At 69.2% G+C, this 16,582-nt stretch carries 14 protein-coding genes; 2 read left to right on the top strand and 12 right to left on the bottom strand.

The features are described from left to right. Nucleotides 1-39: 39 nt before the first annotated feature. Complete coding sequence (locus ABFS34_00070; protein MEN8373822.1) at nt 40-819, bottom strand: CpsB/CapC family capsule biosynthesis tyrosine phosphatase; 780 nt, start codon at nt 817-819, stop codon at nt 40-42. Nucleotides 820-935: 116 nt separating this feature from the next. Between ABFS34_00070 and ABFS34_00065 the strand changes: the two genes are divergently transcribed. Beyond that, nucleotides 936-1,913 (top strand): NAD-dependent epimerase/dehydratase family protein, encoded by a 978-nt coding sequence (locus ABFS34_00065; protein MEN8373821.1) that lies wholly within the window; start codon nt 936-938, stop codon nt 1,911-1,913. A gap of 25 nt (nt 1,914-1,938) precedes the next feature. Then, complete coding sequence (locus ABFS34_00060; GenBank protein ID MEN8373820.1) at nt 1,939-2,895, top strand: UDP-glucuronic acid decarboxylase family protein; 957 nt, start codon at nt 1,939-1,941, stop codon at nt 2,893-2,895. Nucleotides 2,896-2,916: 21 nt separating this feature from the next. Here the strand turns inward: ABFS34_00060 and ABFS34_00055 are convergent, their stop codons facing one another. From ABFS34_00055 to ABFS34_00005, 11 genes are all read right to left on the bottom strand, one after another. Beyond that, on the bottom strand, nt 2,917-4,251 hold the full coding sequence (locus ABFS34_00055) for a UDP-glucose/GDP-mannose dehydrogenase family protein (GenBank protein MEN8373819.1): 1,335 nt from the start codon (nt 4,249-4,251) through the stop codon (nt 2,917-2,919). 10 nt (nt 4,252-4,261) lie between these two features. Next, a complete protein-coding gene (locus tag ABFS34_00050; protein ID MEN8373818.1) occupies nt 4,262-5,407 on the bottom strand; it encodes a DegT/DnrJ/EryC1/StrS family aminotransferase in 1,146 nt (381 codons plus the stop codon). Next, a complete protein-coding gene (locus ABFS34_00045) occupies nt 5,404-7,602 on the bottom strand; it encodes a bifunctional (p)ppGpp synthetase/guanosine-3',5'-bis(diphosphate) 3'-pyrophosphohydrolase (GenBank protein MEN8373817.1) in 2,199 nt (732 codons plus the stop codon). Before ABFS34_00045 ends, ABFS34_00050 begins: the two co-directional genes overlap by 4 nt. 63 nt (nt 7,603-7,665) lie before the next feature. After that, on the bottom strand, nt 7,666-8,469 hold the full coding sequence (locus ABFS34_00040; GenBank protein ID MEN8373816.1) for a sulfotransferase: 804 nt from the start codon (nt 8,467-8,469) through the stop codon (nt 7,666-7,668). Next, nucleotides 8,466-9,761 carry an oligosaccharide flippase family protein gene (locus ABFS34_00035; protein ID MEN8373815.1) on the bottom strand — a complete coding sequence of 432 codons (1,296 nt, stop codon included), beginning with the start codon at nt 9,759-9,761 and terminating at the stop codon, nt 8,466-8,468. The genes ABFS34_00040 and ABFS34_00035 overlap by 4 nt, the downstream gene beginning before the upstream one ends. Further along, on the bottom strand, nt 9,758-10,873 hold the full coding sequence (locus tag ABFS34_00030; protein MEN8373814.1) for a UDP-N-acetylglucosamine 2-epimerase: 1,116 nt from the start codon (nt 10,871-10,873) through the stop codon (nt 9,758-9,760). Before ABFS34_00030 ends, ABFS34_00035 begins: the two co-directional genes overlap by 4 nt. Before the next feature lie 113 nt (nt 10,874-10,986). After that, nucleotides 10,987-11,529, bottom strand: coding sequence for a sugar transferase (locus tag ABFS34_00025; protein ID MEN8373813.1), 543 nt, complete (start codon nt 11,527-11,529; stop codon nt 10,987-10,989). A gap of 73 nt (nt 11,530-11,602) precedes the next feature. Further along, nucleotides 11,603-12,709: a glycosyltransferase gene (locus ABFS34_00020; protein ID MEN8373812.1), complete on the bottom strand. Its 1,107-nt coding sequence runs from the start codon at nt 12,707-12,709 to the stop codon at nt 11,603-11,605. Further along, nucleotides 12,706-13,905 carry an O-antigen ligase family protein gene (locus ABFS34_00015; protein ID MEN8373811.1) on the bottom strand — a complete coding sequence of 400 codons (1,200 nt, stop codon included), beginning with the start codon at nt 13,903-13,905 and terminating at the stop codon, nt 12,706-12,708. The genes ABFS34_00020 and ABFS34_00015 overlap by 4 nt, the downstream gene beginning before the upstream one ends. Nucleotides 13,906-13,950: 45 nt before the next feature. Then, nucleotides 13,951-15,771, bottom strand: coding sequence for an asparagine synthase (glutamine-hydrolyzing) (asnB, locus tag ABFS34_00010; GenBank protein MEN8373810.1), 1,821 nt, complete (start codon nt 15,769-15,771; stop codon nt 13,951-13,953). A gap of 1 nt (nt 15,772) precedes the next feature. Next, nucleotides 15,773-16,582 (bottom strand): aldolase/citrate lyase family protein (locus tag ABFS34_00005; protein ID MEN8373809.1); only part of this gene is annotated, 810 nt, incomplete at its 5' end.

The raw sequence follows: 16,582 nt of genomic DNA, 5'->3' as shown, positions 1-16,582 counted from the left end.
GATACCCCTACCCCTCGCCTGGGTTGCGGCCCACCGGCGCTAGTCGAACAACCCGCGCAGTCGCCTCAGCAGACCTCCGCGCAAGCGGACAGGCGGTACCCGCAGGGGCGCCTCTCCGGCCAGCAGAAGCCGCGGGTTCTCGTTCACCAGGAGGTGGGCTACCTCCGCGCCCGCCGCCCGCTCCAGGAGCTCGCGCACTTCGGGCGCGCCCGTCTCGCCGCGGGCGTGGTAGTCGGTCGCCACCAGGTCGACCAGGCCCCGCTCGAAAAGCGTTAGGGCGGCCGCCCGAGCCGCGCTGCCGTAGTGACCGAGGAGCGCGCGACCGTTGACCGCCAGCGCCGCGCCCGTGGCCCGCCAGCGCTCGGCGCCTCCCGCCAGCGACACGTCGTAGCGCTCCGGGTGGGCGATCACCGGACGCAGCCCGCGCGCGCCTAGCCCGTCGAGCGCCGCCGGCATGCTCGGGGGCACGCCGAGCCTGGGAAACTCGATCAGCAACGCGGCGCCGCCGTCCAGCCGGAGGCGCCCGTCCGATGCATCCGGCTCGGGCGTATCCAGCATCAGCTCGACGCCGCGGTACAGCTCCAGACCGGGCGCGGCCTCGCTGGCGATTTCCCCGAGTCGCTGCCAGGCCCGGTCGAAGGTCGCGAGCCGAGCTTCCCAGGCGGCTGGTTGAGCCGCCAGGGACGCGTCGAGATGAGGGGTCGCGGTCACCGCGATGAAACCGTCGGCGCGCAGCCGCGCCAGGGCGGCGGCGGCCTGGTCGTCGTCGACCGCCCCGTCATCCACCGCGGGCATGAGGTGCGCGTGGATGTCGATCACCCGTGCCGGCCGCCGTTGTTGTCGAGGAGATTCATGGGCGTCGAAGCTGCCGTCGACGCCTCGAGGACGCCAGGGCGGCTTGCGCCGCGGGGGTGGATCGCGCTATTCCCGGCGCCATGGGTGCGCGGATTCTCCTCACCGGGGCGGCCGGGTTCGTCGGTAGTCATCTTGCCGAAGAGCTTCTGGAGCGCGGCGACAGCGTGGTAGGCGTCGACAACTTCGACCCCTTCTACTCGCCGGCCGAAAAGCGCGCCAATCTGGAACGAGCCCGCGGCCACTCCTCGTTCTCGCTGCTGGAGGTGGACTGCGCCGATTCGGAGGCGCTCGACCGGGCGCTGGGGCCCGAATCGTTCGATGCCGTCGTCCACCTGGCCGCGAAGGCCGGCGTACGGCCGTCCATCGCCCACCCCTTTGAGTACGCCCGAGCCAATCTGCTCGGTACCCAGGCGATTCTGGAGGCGGCCCGCGAGCGCGGAGTGGGGCGCATCGTGTTCGGCTCGTCGTCCTCCGTTTACGGCGACAACGGCAAGGTTCCTTTCTCCGAGGACGACCCCGTAGAACGCCCGATCTCCCCGTACGCGGCCACCAAGCGCGGCGGCGAACTCCTGTGTCACGCGCACCAGCACCTCCACGGCGGGTCCGTCCTCGCGCTGCGCTATTTTACCGTGTACGGCCCCCGGCAACGCCCGGATCTGGCCATTCGCAAGTTCGCCGAGCTCATGCTCCGCGGTGAGCCGATCCCGGTGTTCGGCGACGGCTCCAGCGCGCGCGACTACACCTGGGTCGGGGACATCGTCGCCGGTACGGTGGCCGCCCTGGACTACACGGAGGCGGCGCAAGCCGGGTTCGACATCTTAAACCTGGGCGGCAACCGCACCACGTCCCTGTCGCGACTCATAGAGCTCATCGGGGAAGCCGTGGGTGCGGCCCCCTCCATCTCGCGCTTGGACGCCCAGCCGGGCGACGTCCGGCGCACGCACGCCGACATCGACAAGGCCGCCCGGCTGCTGGGCTACGCTCCGCGCGTGGGCGTGGAAGAGGGCGTGCCACGGATGGTGGAGTGGCTGCGCGAGCGCCGGCCGGCGCAGCCGTGATCGCAGCTTCGATAGCCGGGCGCTCGTGCGCGTCCTGATCACGGGAGTCGCGGGCTTCCTCGGATCCCACCTGTGCGACCGCTTCCTGGCCGGCGGCCATGAAGTGATCGGTGTGGACAACCTCATCACGGGCACCGAGCGCAACCTGGCCCACCTCTCCAACGAGCCGCGCTTCCGCCTCGTCCATCACGACGTGACGACCTACATGGACGTACGGTCGACGATCCAGGGAGTACTCCACTTCGCGAGCCCGGCCAGTCCCGTGGATTACCTCGAGCTCCCCATCCAAACGCTGAAGGTGGGGAGCCTGGGTACGCACAACACGCTCGGTCTGGCAAAAAAGGCGGGCGCCCGCTACCTGCTGGCCTCCACCTCGGAGGTCTACGGCGACCCCGAGGTGCATCCTCAGCCCGAGTCGTACTGGGGCAACGTCAACCCGGTCGGACCGCGCGGCGTGTACGACGAGGCAAAGCGCTTCGCCGAAGCCATGACGATGGCGTACCACCGGGCGCACGGCGTGGACACCAGGATCGCTCGCATCTTCAACACCTACGGCCCACGCATGAGACCCGGCGACGGCCGCGTCGTGTCCAACTTCATCGTGCAGGCTCTGCGCGGCGAACCCTTGAGCGTGTACGGAGACGGCTCGCAGACGCGCTCGTTCTGCTATGTGGAGGACGAGGTGGAGGGTCTCTACCGCCTCTTCATGTCCGAGCACCACGAGCCGGTCAACATCGGCAACCCGGCGGAGTGCTCGGTGCTGGAACTGGCCCACATGGTGACGGCGCTCGTGGGCGGCGGGACCATCAGCAGGCTCCCGTTGCCGGAAGACGATCCCAGGGTCCGGCAGCCGGACATCTCACGTGCCCGAGAGCTGCTTGGCTGGGAACCGCGCGTATCCCTGCGCGAGGGTCTCGAGCGCACGATTCCCTACCTCAGGGACCTCGTGCGCGAAGAGGACGCAAAGGCGCGCACGCTGTAGGCGGCGCGGCTGCCTCCTGTGCTACCCCGCTGGCGCCGTCGCGCGAGTCGGCGCCGAACCCCGACCCACGCCGCGATATTCGAACCCGTGAGCCCGGATCCGATCCGGCTCGTAGAGGTTGCGACCGTCCAGCACGAGAGGGCGGCGCATGGCGGTCCGCATGCGCTCGAAGTCGGGACGGCGGTAGGGCTGCCACTCGGTCACCACCGCAAGAAGATCCGCCCCGTCCAGCGCGTCGTAGTTGTGTTCCCAGTACGTCACCCTGTCGCCGAGGAGTCGGCGGACCTCCTCCAAGGCCTGGAAGTCGTGCACGCGGACCTCTCCGCCGCGGGCCAAAAGCCCTTCGATGAGGACCAGCGAAGGCGCCTCACGCACGTCGTCGGTGCCCGGCTTGAAGCTGAGCCCCCACACCGCCGCCGAGCAGCCCGCCAGACCCTCCGGGAACAGTTCGTCGACGATGTCCAGCAGCAGCCGCTTTTGCCCCTCGTTCACCTGCTCGACCGAGTCCAGGATGGCCGAGTCGACGCCGTTCTTGCGAAGAGACGCGGCCAGCGCCTTCACGTCCTTCGGGAAACAGCTACCCCCATAGCCGACGCCGGGAAACAGGAAGCGCGGCCCTATCCTGTCGTCCGACCCCATGCCCTTGCGCACGTGCGATACGTCGGCGCCGACCGCGTCGCAGAGCCGAGCGACGGTGTTCATGAACGAGATACGCGTCGCCAGCATGGCGTTGGCGGCGTACTTGGTGATCTCCGCGGACCGAACGTCCATGTGCAGGATGGGGTTGCCGCTGCGCACGAACGGCTCGTGCAGGTCCTCCAGAACATCCCTCGCCTTCTCCGAATCGGTCCCGATGATCACGCGGCTCGGCTTCATGAAATCCGAGACGGCGCTGCCCTCCTTCAGGAATTCAGGGTTGAAGGCCACGTGCACCGGGTGTGGCGACAGCGCCGCAATCGTATCGCGCACGCGATCCGAGGTCCCTACGGGAATCGTGCTCTTGGTGACCACGACCTTCTCCCGGTCCATGTGCGCGCCTATCGTGCGCGCGACGTCCAGGACGTGGGTCACATCGGCGCTGCCGTCCTCGTCAGGAGGGGTGCCGACGGCGATCACGACGACGTCGGCCTGCCGGACAGCGGCTGCTACGTCGGTCGTGAAACGGAGCCGCCCCTGGTCCAGATTGCGCTGCAGCAAAGGCTCGAGGCCCGGCTCGTAGATGGGAGACTGCCCTCGCCGAAGCAGACCGATCTTGTTTTCGTCGAGGTCGGCGCCCGTGACTTCGTTGCCCGACTCGGCGAAACAGGTCGCTACGACCAATCCCACGTATCCGGTGCCGATGACCGTAATGTCCATGCGCGTATCGCTACCTGTGGTGTTGCGCGCCGCTCGTTGGCACGGCCGCGTCCAACAGCGCCGTCACCACCGCATCCACGTCGGTGACGGGCATCTCCGGATAGATGGGCAAGCTCAGTACCAACTCGGCGGCCCGCTCGCTCACGGGAAAGACCCCCGGCCCGTAGCCGAGCGAGGCGAAGCACGCCTGCAGGTGCAGCGGTACCGGGTAGTACACCTGACTGGCTACTCCGCGCGCCTCGAGCCCGGCCCGCACCGAGTCGCGCTCCTCGACCTTCACCGTGAACACGTTGTGCACGTCGCGTCCGCCCATGGACGGCGGGGGCGGCGGCAACGTCACGGGGGCCTCCGCGAGCGCCTCCATGTAGCGGTCGGCCACGGCGGCACGCTGCTCTATCCAACGGTCCACTCGGGGCAGCTTGGTGCGCAGGACCGCCGCCTGGAGCGCGTCCAATCTGGAGTTGGTGCCCACCATTTCGTGGTGGTACATCTGCCGTCCGCCGTGGACCCTCAGCTTGGCCACACGCTCAGCGAGAAGGTCATCGGAGGTAACGACCATGCCGGCGTCCCCGTAGCACCCCAGGATCTTGGTCGGAAAGAACGACAGGCAGCCGATATCGCCCACCGTCCCCGCGCTCTCGTACCGGGTCCCGACTGCGCCGCGGGCCCCGAACGCCTGCGCGGCGTCCTCGATCACGGCGATCCCCCGCTCCCGGCACAGCGCCAGGATGGGGTCCATGTCCGCCATTCGTCCGTAGAGGTGGACGACGATGACGGCTCGCGTGCGCTCCGTGAGCACCGCCTCCATGGAAGCCGCGGTGAGGTTGAGGCTGTCTTCGTCCACGTCCGCGAAGACCGGCTTCAGGCCTGCGTTCCACACGGCGCCCGCGGTCGCGAAGAAGGTGAACGCCGGCACCACCACTTCGGCCCCCGGCTCCAGCCCCAGGGCGCGCAGGGAGAGCAGCAGGGCGTCGGTTCCGCTCGCGCAGCCCACCGCACGAGGGACTCCCAGATAGGCGGCCACCTCCTCCTCCAGCCCCTCAACCTCCGGGCCGAGGATGAAGCGTTGGTCGTGCACCACGCGCGCCACCGCGGCGTCCAACTCTTCGCGCAGGCCGCCGTATTGAGCCCGCAGGTCCAGGAAGGGAACGCTCAATCGGACTCCAGGTCGGCCTCGTTGAAGTGCTCGCGTCGCTCGGCCGACAGCACTCCCTCCACGGCGCGGATGCGCCGCATCACCTTCTTGAGGTGATCCAGGTTCTGCACCTCGACGACGAAGGACCCGGTCATACCGCCCTCGACCGCCTTGATTTCGGCGGACTGGATGTTCGTTCCGGTCTCGGTGATCGCCTTGGAGATGTCCGAGAGCAACCCGCGCCGGTCGTCCCCGTCCACCTCCAGGCGTACGAAGAAACGATCCCCGCTCTCCGCCTTCCACTCGATCTCGACGCGCCGGTCCGGGTTGCGCGACAGGTGCAGAACGTTCGGACAGTCCGTCCTGTGGATGGAAATGCCCCGGCCCCGCGTGATGAATCCGATCACCTCGTCCCCGGGCACCGGCTGACAGCATTGCGAGTAGCGCACCATCAGGTTTTCGAGACCCTGAATACGCACGCCCTTGCCGGATTTGCGGACGCGCTCGACGAGCCGCTCGAACGCCGAGGGCGGGCGGCGCGGCGGCGCCTCCACGTCGAAGAGCTCGCGCATGATCGCGGCGATACCCAACTCTCCCCGGCCCAGCGCCGCGAGCACGTGGTCCACCGTGGGTAGCGACAGGGCCTTCGCCGCCTCCGCGAACTCGGCGTCCGACGGCTTCGAACGGCGCGCCCTCTTGAGCTCGCGCTCGAAGATCTCCTTGCCGAGGGCCACGGAGGAGTCCAGTTCCTCCTGCTTGATCCACTGCCGGATCTTCTGGCGCGCCCGGGCCGTCTTGACGAACCCGAGCCAGTCGCGCGAAGGTTTCTGCTTCGCGTCCGTCAGGACCTCGACCGTATCTCCGTTGCGCAACCGTCGGGACAGCGGCGCGATGCGCCCGTTCACGCGTGAGCCCGAACAGTGCAGCCCCACCTCGGTGTGGACCGCGAAGGCGAAGTCGATGGGCGTCGCGCCCTTGGGAAGCTGCTTCACGTCGCCGCGCGGCGTGAACACGAAGATCTCATCCTGGAACAGGTCGATGCGGAGGAACTCCATGAACTCCTCCGGCTCGCGGGTGTCCTGCTGCCACTCCAGAACCTGCCTGAACCAGCTCAGCGTGTCGTCGACCTCGTTTCCGGTGCCGCTCCCCTCCTTGTAGCGCCAGTGCGCGGCGATCCCGTACTCCGCCGTGCGGTGCATCTCGGCGGTGCGGATCTGGATCTCATAGAGCCGCCCGCCCGACCCGAACACGGTCGTGTGAAGTGACCGATACATGTTCGACTTGGGCGTTGCGATGTAGTCGTGGAAGCGCTCCTGGAGAGGCGTCCAGCGGTTGTGGATGATGCCCAGCGCGTGATAGCAGTTGGCGACGTTGTCGGTCACGACCCGGATCGCCATGAGGTCGTAGATTTCCTCGTAGGAGGCCTGCCGCTGCTGCATCTTGCGGTGGATGGACCACAGGTGTTTCGGCCGCCCGTACACCTCACACGGGATTCCCGCCTCCTCGAGCTCCTCGACCAGGGGGACCCGGAACTGCTCGATGAGCTTCTCCCGCTCGGCGCGCTTCTCGCGCACGTTGCCGACGAGGTCCACGTAGGCCTCCGGCTCCAGGTGCTTGAAGCAGAGGTCCTCCAACTCCCACTTGATTTGCGCCATTCCCAGGCGGTGCGCGAGCGGGGCGTAGATCTCCCGGGTTTCGAGCGCGATGCGGCGCCGCTTTTCCTCCTTCAGGTGGTCGAGCGTACGCATGTTGTGGACGCGATCGGCCAGCTTTACGAGGATGACCCTCGCGTCCTGCGCCATCGACAGGAGCAGCTTGCGGTAGTTCTCCACCTGCTGCTCGGTACTGGTACGAAAGCGCACCTTGCCGATCTTGGTGACGCCGTCGACGATGAGCGCGACGTCGTCCCCGAACTCGGCGCGGATATCGTCGATACCTACGCCCGTGTCCTCCACCACGTCGTGTATCAGCGCGGCCGCGACGGTGGACGTGTCCAGGTGCAGATCGGCGAGTATCCGGGCCACCTCCACGAGGTGTACCGAGTACTCCTCGCCGGAGGCCCGCTTCTGCTCGCCGTGAGCACCCTCGGCGAACCGGTACGCGCGCGCGACGAGGTCCACATCGAGCCGGTCTGCGACGGGCTCGACGGCTTTTCGAAGGCGCGGGGGGAGTGACTCCAGCCCGCCGCCCGGGACGGTGGCAGGCGCGGTGCTCATGTCCAGAAGCTACCCACGACGGCCCCAAAACTCTAGCGTCGGGGGCTGGCACCCGGACTCACGCTAGCGTCCGGCGGAGTCGCTCAACGCTACCAGTTCACGGTATACCACCTTCGGCGCCCGGGCTCGAGAGAGACCGGCGGCGACGAGCTCCGGCAGGCCGCCGTGTGTTCGCCCGGTCAGCCCGCGATCGACCAGGCCGCCCTCTCGAAGGGACAACGCGCCGAGACCCAGGCGCTCCGACAGATGGGCGACCACGCCGGCCGGATCGACCAGCAGGTCGCGGTTGTCGATCAGGTACGAGCGCGCGGGGTGCGCCCGGCGGAAATCGCGAATGAGCCTGTTGTAGACGACGTACGTGCGCATGGCCTGGCCCGGATAGTACGGCTTGTAGTACAGCTGGATGCCGGCGCGACGGAGCAGCGAACCGATCACCTCCCGCGGGTGCCGGAAGATGAACGCGAAGCGCGCCTCGGGGAATCTCGCCCACGCGTCCAGCGCCAGCACCGCGTGCGGCACCTTGAACCCCCAGGGTCCGGATGCCCGAGCGCGACGGGCTTCCACGTAGCGGACCGCGCCCTGGAATTCCTCGGGGTCGACCCTGATTCGGGGGTCGGTCAGAACCCGCCAGCCCAGGCCCCTACGCGCCAGCACCTCCTTGTGCCAACGCGCGATGGGATCGTCCTCGTAATGGCCGTACGGGTTGAACTCGTTGGCGCCGATCAGTTGGTCACCCACGGCCAGCCCCGCGTGATTCAGCACCCGGGCGAGCAGCGACGTGTTGGAGCGGTGCATCCCGGTGATGATCGCGAACGGCGCGGCGGCGCCGGCCGCCGCCGATTCATCCGTCGGCAGAGACCCACTCACGCGGACCGCCGCCCAACGGTGAGGTAGGGGGCTATGCCGGTGCGCCGGATCGTGCCGGCCGCCAGGATGCCGTTCCAGAGGACCGCGGCCAGCAGCGCGACCCAGGCTGCGCCTTCTATGCCTCCCGCGGCGATCGCCAGCGGCATGGCGCCGGCCGTGACCGCCGCGACGGCGCTCAGAACCCCGAGATAGAACCTCTGGTGGCCGGTCATGGTGAGCAGGGGACCGACGGGTCCGGCCGCGACGTTTACGAGCTCGGCTCCCACGAGGATGAGCAGAACGCGGCTCCCCACCACGAAGCCTTCTCCGAACAGGCTCAGCAAGGGTCCGCGAAACGCGACGATCGCCAGCGCGATGGGCACCGTGATGGCGAACGCCCGTCGCACCGTCCGGCTCACCTCTGCCTGCAAGGCCGCGCGGTCTCCGCGGCCGTAGCGCTCGGCAACCGTCGGAGCCAGGATCGCGTTGACGGCGCTGAGCGAGAACTTCAGCACCGTGGCCAGTTTGAAGGCGGCGACGTAATGCGCCACCGAGGCGGGACTCCCCTGGATGCCGAGAAAGAGCGGCGCGGCGCGCGGCATGAAACCCGACACGAAGGTCGATCCCATGAGCGGCAACGACACCGCCAACCACACGCGCATGTCCTGTCTGGTCCAGGCGGGCACCGCATCCGGGATGTCCCGCCGGAGGAGCCGGCCCAGGCCGACGATACCGGCCGCGGCGACCCCCAGGTGAATGAGGATCACCGTCGGCGCGTCCAGCGACCTGCCGCCGAGGATCCAGGCGCCAGCGGCGAGCAGGATGCCTACGGGCAGTATGACCTGCTCGAACGCCTGAGAGGCGGCGATCCTCTTCAGCCCTCGGAGAGCCTCCTGCCGATAGCGAATGAGCGCGAGAATCGGGATGAGGGGCGACGCGACCAGGGTGGACCGTCGGATGACGTTTCCCTCGGCTCCCAGGAACGGCACCGCCAGCAGGGTCAGGAGCAGGCCAGCGGCGCCCGCCCCGATCACCGCGCGCGTGGAAAAGGCGTGGAACCCGGCCAGGCGCGCCGAGTCCGATGCCGCCCCGTATTCCGGCCAGAAGCGCACAGCGGCCATCGGCAGCCCCAGGGTGGCCAGGATTCCCACTATGGGCAGAACCGAAGTGACGAACGCGTACCCTCCGTACTCGGACTCTCCGAGCCAGCGCGCCAACGCCACGTGCAGCCCCAGGCCGGCCCCGACCCCCAGCACCCGAATTACGTAGCTGACCGCCGCCCCCCTGAAGATGAGTCGGTCCCCCGCGCTCACCGGTCCGCTCCACGGCGCGACGCCTTCAAGAGGGTATCAATCTCATCGACGACGCGGCTGGTCGCCCGCCCGTCGCCCATGAGACCGGGGTCGGCCGCTGCCGGTGAGTCCAGGGCCCGCTCGACCGCCAGCTCCAGACTTTCCGGGTCGGGCGCGGCGATGGCGATCCCCTCTTCGGCGTAGGGCACATCAGCGGAGTAGGTGGAGCCCAGGATCTGGACCACCCGACGCCCGGCGAGTGCCGCCTCCAGGCCGACCGTGGAACCCATCGTCACGACCACGTCCACCGCGTGAAGAAGCTCGGCCAGGGGCTCCTCGCGCGCGCTCTGTTCGAGGGCGCCGAGGTCCGGCCGATCGTCCCTCGCCTCGCTCGGGTGACGCCGCACCACCAACGTCCAGTCCGGACGCGCCCGGGCTAGCGCTCGCACGCGCGCGTCGATCCGGCGCGCATAGGCGGCCTGCTCTGCTGCGCGGGGCAGCGGCTGGGTCGCCCACAGGATCACCGGCGAGTCGCCCCAGCCTTTGCGCGACCGGAGCGCGGACCCGGCAGCTCGCGTCTCGGCGCCGAGCAGAGCGTCGAACGCGGGGTTGCCGGTAACGACTACCTCCTCGGGCGGCCTCCCCGCGCCAACCATCGCCTCACGCACTGCCTCCGAGAGAACGCACAGGCGCCGGCCGTAGCCCGGTCGGGCCAGCCGCCGCGCCTCGCGCGTGCCGAAGAGGTCGACGACGCAGATCGACGGGATCCCCAACTCGCCGGCCACCTCCAACGCGGCGCGCTCCGCGCGCGGCGAGTTGGTGGCCACCACCAGGTCCGGCCGGCGGCGGGCGAACTCTCGGCGGAAGACGCCCAGTTGAAGGAACGCTTGCCTACCGAGTTCGTCGTAACGGCGGGCTGCGGCGGCGTGCCCCAGTCGCGCCTCCATGTCGAGGTAGGACAGCCCTAGATAGGCGACCGACTCTGCCTCGCTCACGACGCTCGAAGGCAGGGATGCAGCAAGCCTCCGGCCCGTCTCCGCCACGCGGGCGTCACGGGCCTCTGGCAAGTGGCGAAACCCCTCGGTGGGGAGGCCCGCTCCCTCGACCACGGCGCCGGCGGTCGTGAGAGCCATGAACCGAACCGCCTGACGGCTGCGGCTGTAGAGCGACCGTGCGACGGGCAATAGCGTCCTGACGTGCCCGCCGCCGTACGCGACGAAGAGGACCGTAGACCGTTCAGGCACGCTCAGTACGATCGCTTGGTGACCATCGCGCCCAACGTCCGGGCCACGATCCGCGCGTTGAGCCAGATTGATCTTCGCGCGGCGTAATCGAGGTCCCAGCCCAGCCGCTCCTGCGGCGTCCCGCCGTGCCTGTTCTCGACCTGGGCCAAACCCGTCAACCCGGGCCGCACCGAGCAGCGCGCGGACCGGTCCTCCGGCGAGAGCGCGGCGATCTGGTGAGGCAAGTCGGGGCGTGGCCCAACCAGGCTCATGTGTCCCGCCAGCACGTTGAGAAGCTGAGGCAACTCGTCCACGCTGGTCCCCCTCAGGATCGCACCCGCCCTCGTTATCCTGGGGTCCCTGGGACTCGTCGAGAGCGGGCCGATGCGCGCGGCGCCTTGGGTCATGGAGCGGAACTTCAGTAACTCGAATGACGCGCCGTGGAGTCCCACGCGGCGCTGTCTGAACAGCGCTGGGCCGACAGAGTCCATGCGGATCCACGCCGCGATCGCGAGCAGCGCGGGCGCCAGAACGACCAGTGCCGCGGCGGCGACCGCTACGTCCAACGCACGAACGGCCAAATCCCCAAACCACCCGCCGGCGCCCGGCGGAGCACCCGAGAAACGTGAGTCGGGACCCTCACTCATCGGTGTACGCGGCCACGATGCCGTCCACCACCGCGCCGACCGAGAAGCGCTCCCGCACCTCCGCGCGGCCCGCTGATCCTCTCTCCGCGCGCTCCCGTGGATCCAGCGCAAGCCTCTGGAGCGCGTCGGCAAGCGCGTCCACGTCGCCCGGTTCGACGAGTGTTCCGGCGCGCCCGTTCGCGGTCAGCTCGGCCAGGCCGCCGAGTCGGCTACCCACCCAGGGCGTGGCCATGGCCATCGCCTCGAGGATGGAGTTGGGAAACATCTCGCCCCACACCGACGGCTGAGCGTAGACGTCGAACACCGCGTGGAAGCGCTCGGCGTCGAATCTGCGCCCCACGAAGACGACCCTGTCCGCCACGCCCTCGGCCCGCGCCAGCTCCTCCAACCGAGGCCGCTCCACGCCGTCCCCGACGAGAAGAATCCGCAGGTCAGGGACGCGCTCGCGGAGCCGTCCCAAGGCGCGAATCAACACGTGTTGTCCCTTCGCGCGCGTCTTCATGGAGCCCACGTGCCCGGCGACGACCCCGTCGCCGAGGCCGTATTTACGGCGGACGTCGGCCCCGCTCACGCTATCCGGATCGAAACGCCGCGTATCCACCCCGTTGTAGGACACCCTGATGCGCGCCGAATCGGCTCCCACTTCGAGCAGCTTGTCGCGCGTGTACTGGGAAACCGCCAGCAATTCGGCCGGATACCGGCGGTATATCCAGTTCCGCCACCGGTGCGAAGCCCGCAGCTCGATGCCACGGACGGAGTGCACCAGCCGCACGCCGCTCCCGCCCAATCGCGAGCCCGCCCACGCGGTGAGGGCGGCCGCCGCGTTGTGGGCATGAACGACTGCGATGCCGCGCTCGCGGATTAGCCGGCGCAGCGCCCAAGCCGCTCGAGCGACGGTCGCGGGGTCGCGCTTCTCGCGGCGCATGGCGGGGATCAACGCCACGTCGAACCCGGCGTCGCGGATGGTCCCGAGATAGTCGCCGCCACCGGCGGCGAAGATCACTTCGTACCCCCGATCCCGCAGCTCACGCGAGATGGTCAGCGCCTGCGTGCCGGGGCCGTTGTCCTCGAACCCGGACCGCGCCTGCAGGATCTTCATCCCACCCTCTCCGGTCCCGCCCGGCCATGCCCGTCGGCGGCGCGCCGATCACCCTCGCCGGAGCGATACGAGCACGCCACGCCGAGCAGCACCGCCGTGACGAGCGCCCTGCTAGCGCCGTAGAAGACGACCGCGACCATGGACATGGCGCTGAGCGTGAGAGCGAGCAGGAGCGCCAGCAGGGCCGCTTCCTCGAGGCCCGCCCGGTGAGCACGCAGGCCGCGCAGGAACAGCCCCCCGTAAAGCACGAGCAGGAGCCCGAGTCCGGCCACCCCGAGCTCCGCGGCGAAGCGCGCGTACGTGTTGTGCGGATGGGGATATACCAGCTCGGTGTACACGGACGACCGGAGCAGAGACTCGAGCGCGTTCCAGCCGTGTCCGACCAGAGGCCGCTCGAGGAAAAGAGCATAGCTCTGCTGTAGCAGGGCGACCCGCTCCAGCGTTGAGAAGTCCCCGGGCACGAGTGAGGCCGGGCCGCGCAGGACGACGAAGAAAGCTCCACCAGCGACCCCGATGCTCAATACGAGCGCGGACAGGCCTCTCCGCCTGCCGATCGCGATCCGCCACGCGAGCCAACCCGCGCCGCACAGAACCGCCCCGGCCATCGCGGCCCGCGAATCGGATACGACTATGGCGCCCACTGAGACGCCGATCGTGGCCCACGCGAACCAGCGCCGTCGGAGGCGACCTCCTTCCAGAACGGCGAGCGGCACCACGACACCGGACAGCAGGAGAAAGAAGGCGCCCTCGTTGCGGCCGAACAGCAGATCGGTGGCCTCCGCCCGCGCCGCGACGATCGACGCCACCCCCAGCAGCCACGCCGCGGCGATGAGGCCCGCGAGGATGCGCTGACGCGCGCCCTCCACGGAGGCCGCGAGGTTGTATGAGAGCGTGGCGATGCCCCCGTAGAACAGGAATTCGGCCAGTTGGCCGACCTGACGTGGCGTGGCGCCGTTGAACGCGGTCGAAACCGCGGCGACCACCATCCACCCGCCCCAGAACCAGACCAGCAGCCCGGGCATGAGCACCGGCCGGTCCGCGCCTGGGGCAGATGCCGCCGCCGCGTACCAGGCGGCGACGACGCCGAGCGCCACGCCGCCGACATAGACGTTGCCCAGTGGCATCAGCGCGACGGTGAGCGCGAGCGCGGTCGGCAGCCCGGCTACCGGCGCCAGGAAGGCAACGGCCAGCTGCAACGGAGCTACGGCTAGCGAGAGCATAGGCGCTTCACGGTGGCGACCTCAACCGATGCCGACGCCCAGAATCTCCTCCGCCACCGGGGGCGATTCGCAGGCTCGATCCAGGAATACTCGCGCCCACAGCTCGACCGCCAGGAGAGCGCGGAGTTCGCGCGTTCTGTTCTCGTGCCCTCGCTCGTGGGCCTCGATCAGAGCGGAGACCGCTCGGGGCTCGAACAGCGCTCGGTCGCGGGACTCCTCCGACAGCAGGACCGAGCGCACAAACGGCGCCAGCTTCCCCCGGAACCACTCTCCGATGGGCACGGTGAGCATCTGCTTGCGACGATGCGCGAGGTCGACGCCGATCAGGTCGGACACCGCATCCTTGAAGGCGACCTTGGTGACACCGCCCCGAAGCTTGCACCGACCCGGCGTTCCAAACGCGAACTCCATCATCCGGTGATCCAGAAGCGGCGTCCGGGCCTCCAGCGAGACGGCCATCCCCATCCGATCGGGCTTGACCAGGTTGTTGCCCGGCAGCAGCAGGCTCATGTCGATGTGCAGGGCCCTGTTTACGCGGTCGAGGGAGCGGGAGGCGTCGAACCACGGAGCCAGAAAGTCGGCGTTGGACTCGCCGGCCCATTCCGCCAGGGGCCCGGCTCCGTACAGCGACCTCCTGCCCTCCGCCGTAAACAGCTCCAGCGCCTCGGAATAGGCCGCCCGAAAGTCCAACTCGCCGTCCGGCGTCGGACCCGCGAAAAAATCCCGATACTTGTCGTAGCCCGCGAAGAGCTCGTCGCCCCCATCGCCCGTAAGCACGACCGTCACGTCCCGGGCCGCCAGCTCGGACACGCGCAGCGTGGGAAGAAACGACACGTCGCCGTGCGGCTGGTCGCAGTGGTACAGCGCCAGGGGCCACGAATCGAGCATGTCCGGGTCGACGACGCGCTGCGTGTGGACCGTGCCGAATCGCTCGGCCGCCTGAGCCGCGTAACGGGACTCGTCGAAACGCTCGTCCTCGAATCCGATCGAGAACGTCCGGACGGGTGTCTCGCTCTGGCGGGCCATGAGGGCGACGATGGTGGACGAGTCGACTCCGCCCGAGAGAAAGGCGCCGTAGGGCACGTCGGCGCGCATGCGGATACGTACGGCGTCCGCCAGAATCTCGAGGAATCGCTCCCCCCAATCCGGCCCGGCAGCGTCGGCTTCCCTGTCCTGGATCAGATCCCACCAGCGTCGTTCGCTGCGCCCGTCCGGTCCGTACCGCTCCACGCAGCCGGGGACGACGTGGCGCACCCCGCGAAACGCCGTGAGCGGAGGCGGCACGTAGTTGAACCCCAGGAAATGGTGCAACGCGCGGTAGTCGGGGGCGGCGTGGAGACCCGCGCGCAGGAGCGCCTTGATTTCGGAGGCGAAATGAACCCGGCCGGCGTCTCGCCAGGTGAACAGCGGCTTGATGCCGATACGATCCCGGGCCAGCCACAGGCAGGGTTCGCGCGCGTCCCAGATCGCGATGGCGAACATGCCGTTCAGCATGCGCAGGAAGTCGATGCCGTAGCGCTCGTACAGGCGCAGGATCACCTCGGTGTCAGAGGCGGTTTCGAAACGGGTTCCCTCCCGCCTGAGGTCCTCGGCGAGTTCCAGGTAGTTGAAGATCTCGCCGTTCTGAACCACCACCACGGACCCGTCCGCGGATGCGAAGGGCTGGTGTCCTCCCAGCGGGTCGATGACCGACAGTCTTTCGTTGCCGAGCGCGCACCGATCGCCCAGGAACACGCCCCGGTCGTCGGGGCCCCGGTGCGAAATGGAACGCCCCATCGCGTCCAGCACCCGCCCGTCCGGTGGCGGTCCCTCAGGATCGTACGCGCCGTAGATGCCGCACATATCAGCCGGGGCTGGGGCGCGCCGCGCGCGCCAGCTCGTTGACTCGGCGGACAAGCCGACGACGGTTGCCGCTCACCTCCTGCGGCGTGCGCCGCCGGAGCTCGGCCTCGACTTCCCGGAGCCGGTCCAGCTCGCGGCGAAGCGCGGATCCATCGCCCGGAATGTGGCCGCCGTCCGCGCCGTGCGTGAACGCGCGCGACAGGATGACGGCGGTCGAGCCCAACCGCACGTGCTCGCCCAGAATCCACTCCGCGGGCAGGTCGCCCTGACCCACGCGCGCGACGCCACCGAACCCGAAGGGCACGCCGGCTTGTGCGCACGCCGCCGCAACGGCGTCCAGCAGTCCCTCGGCGAGGGGCTCGAACAGGAAGTCTCGCCCGAGCGAGAAGTGCAGGTCGTTGAGTCCGATGTACAGCTCGGAGACCCCCGGTACAGCCACGACATCCGGTACGGCCCGCAGCGCGGCGGCGGTTTCCACGAGGGGTACGAAGGCTACTCGTCCACCGATGCAGGCGGCCGTAGACACTACCTCGCCCACCGACTCGAACATCGGCAGCATGAGGATGTCGGCGCCCGCGGCGAGCGCCGACTCCACCTCTTCGGCGGTACCGGCGTGGGGCGGGTTGATCCTGACCAGGAGCGATCCGGCGGGGACGCGCTCGCGGACGCGGGATACGTCCTCCAGCGTGTGGCCGCTGATGACCGTGTCCCGACCCGCCTGGCGCAGGGCCTTACCGCGCTCCTCGAGGTCCACGAAGATTCGGTCGACGCCAGCTGCCGCCGCGGTCGCGGCCACGTCGGGGTCGGCCGT

Source organism: Gemmatimonadota bacterium (assembly GCA_039715185.1).
Classification (GTDB): domain Bacteria; phylum Gemmatimonadota; class Gemmatimonadetes; order Longimicrobiales; family RSA9; genus DATHRK01.
Note: the sequence above shows the minus strand (reverse complement) of the source record. Positions and strands in the feature narration are given on the sequence as shown.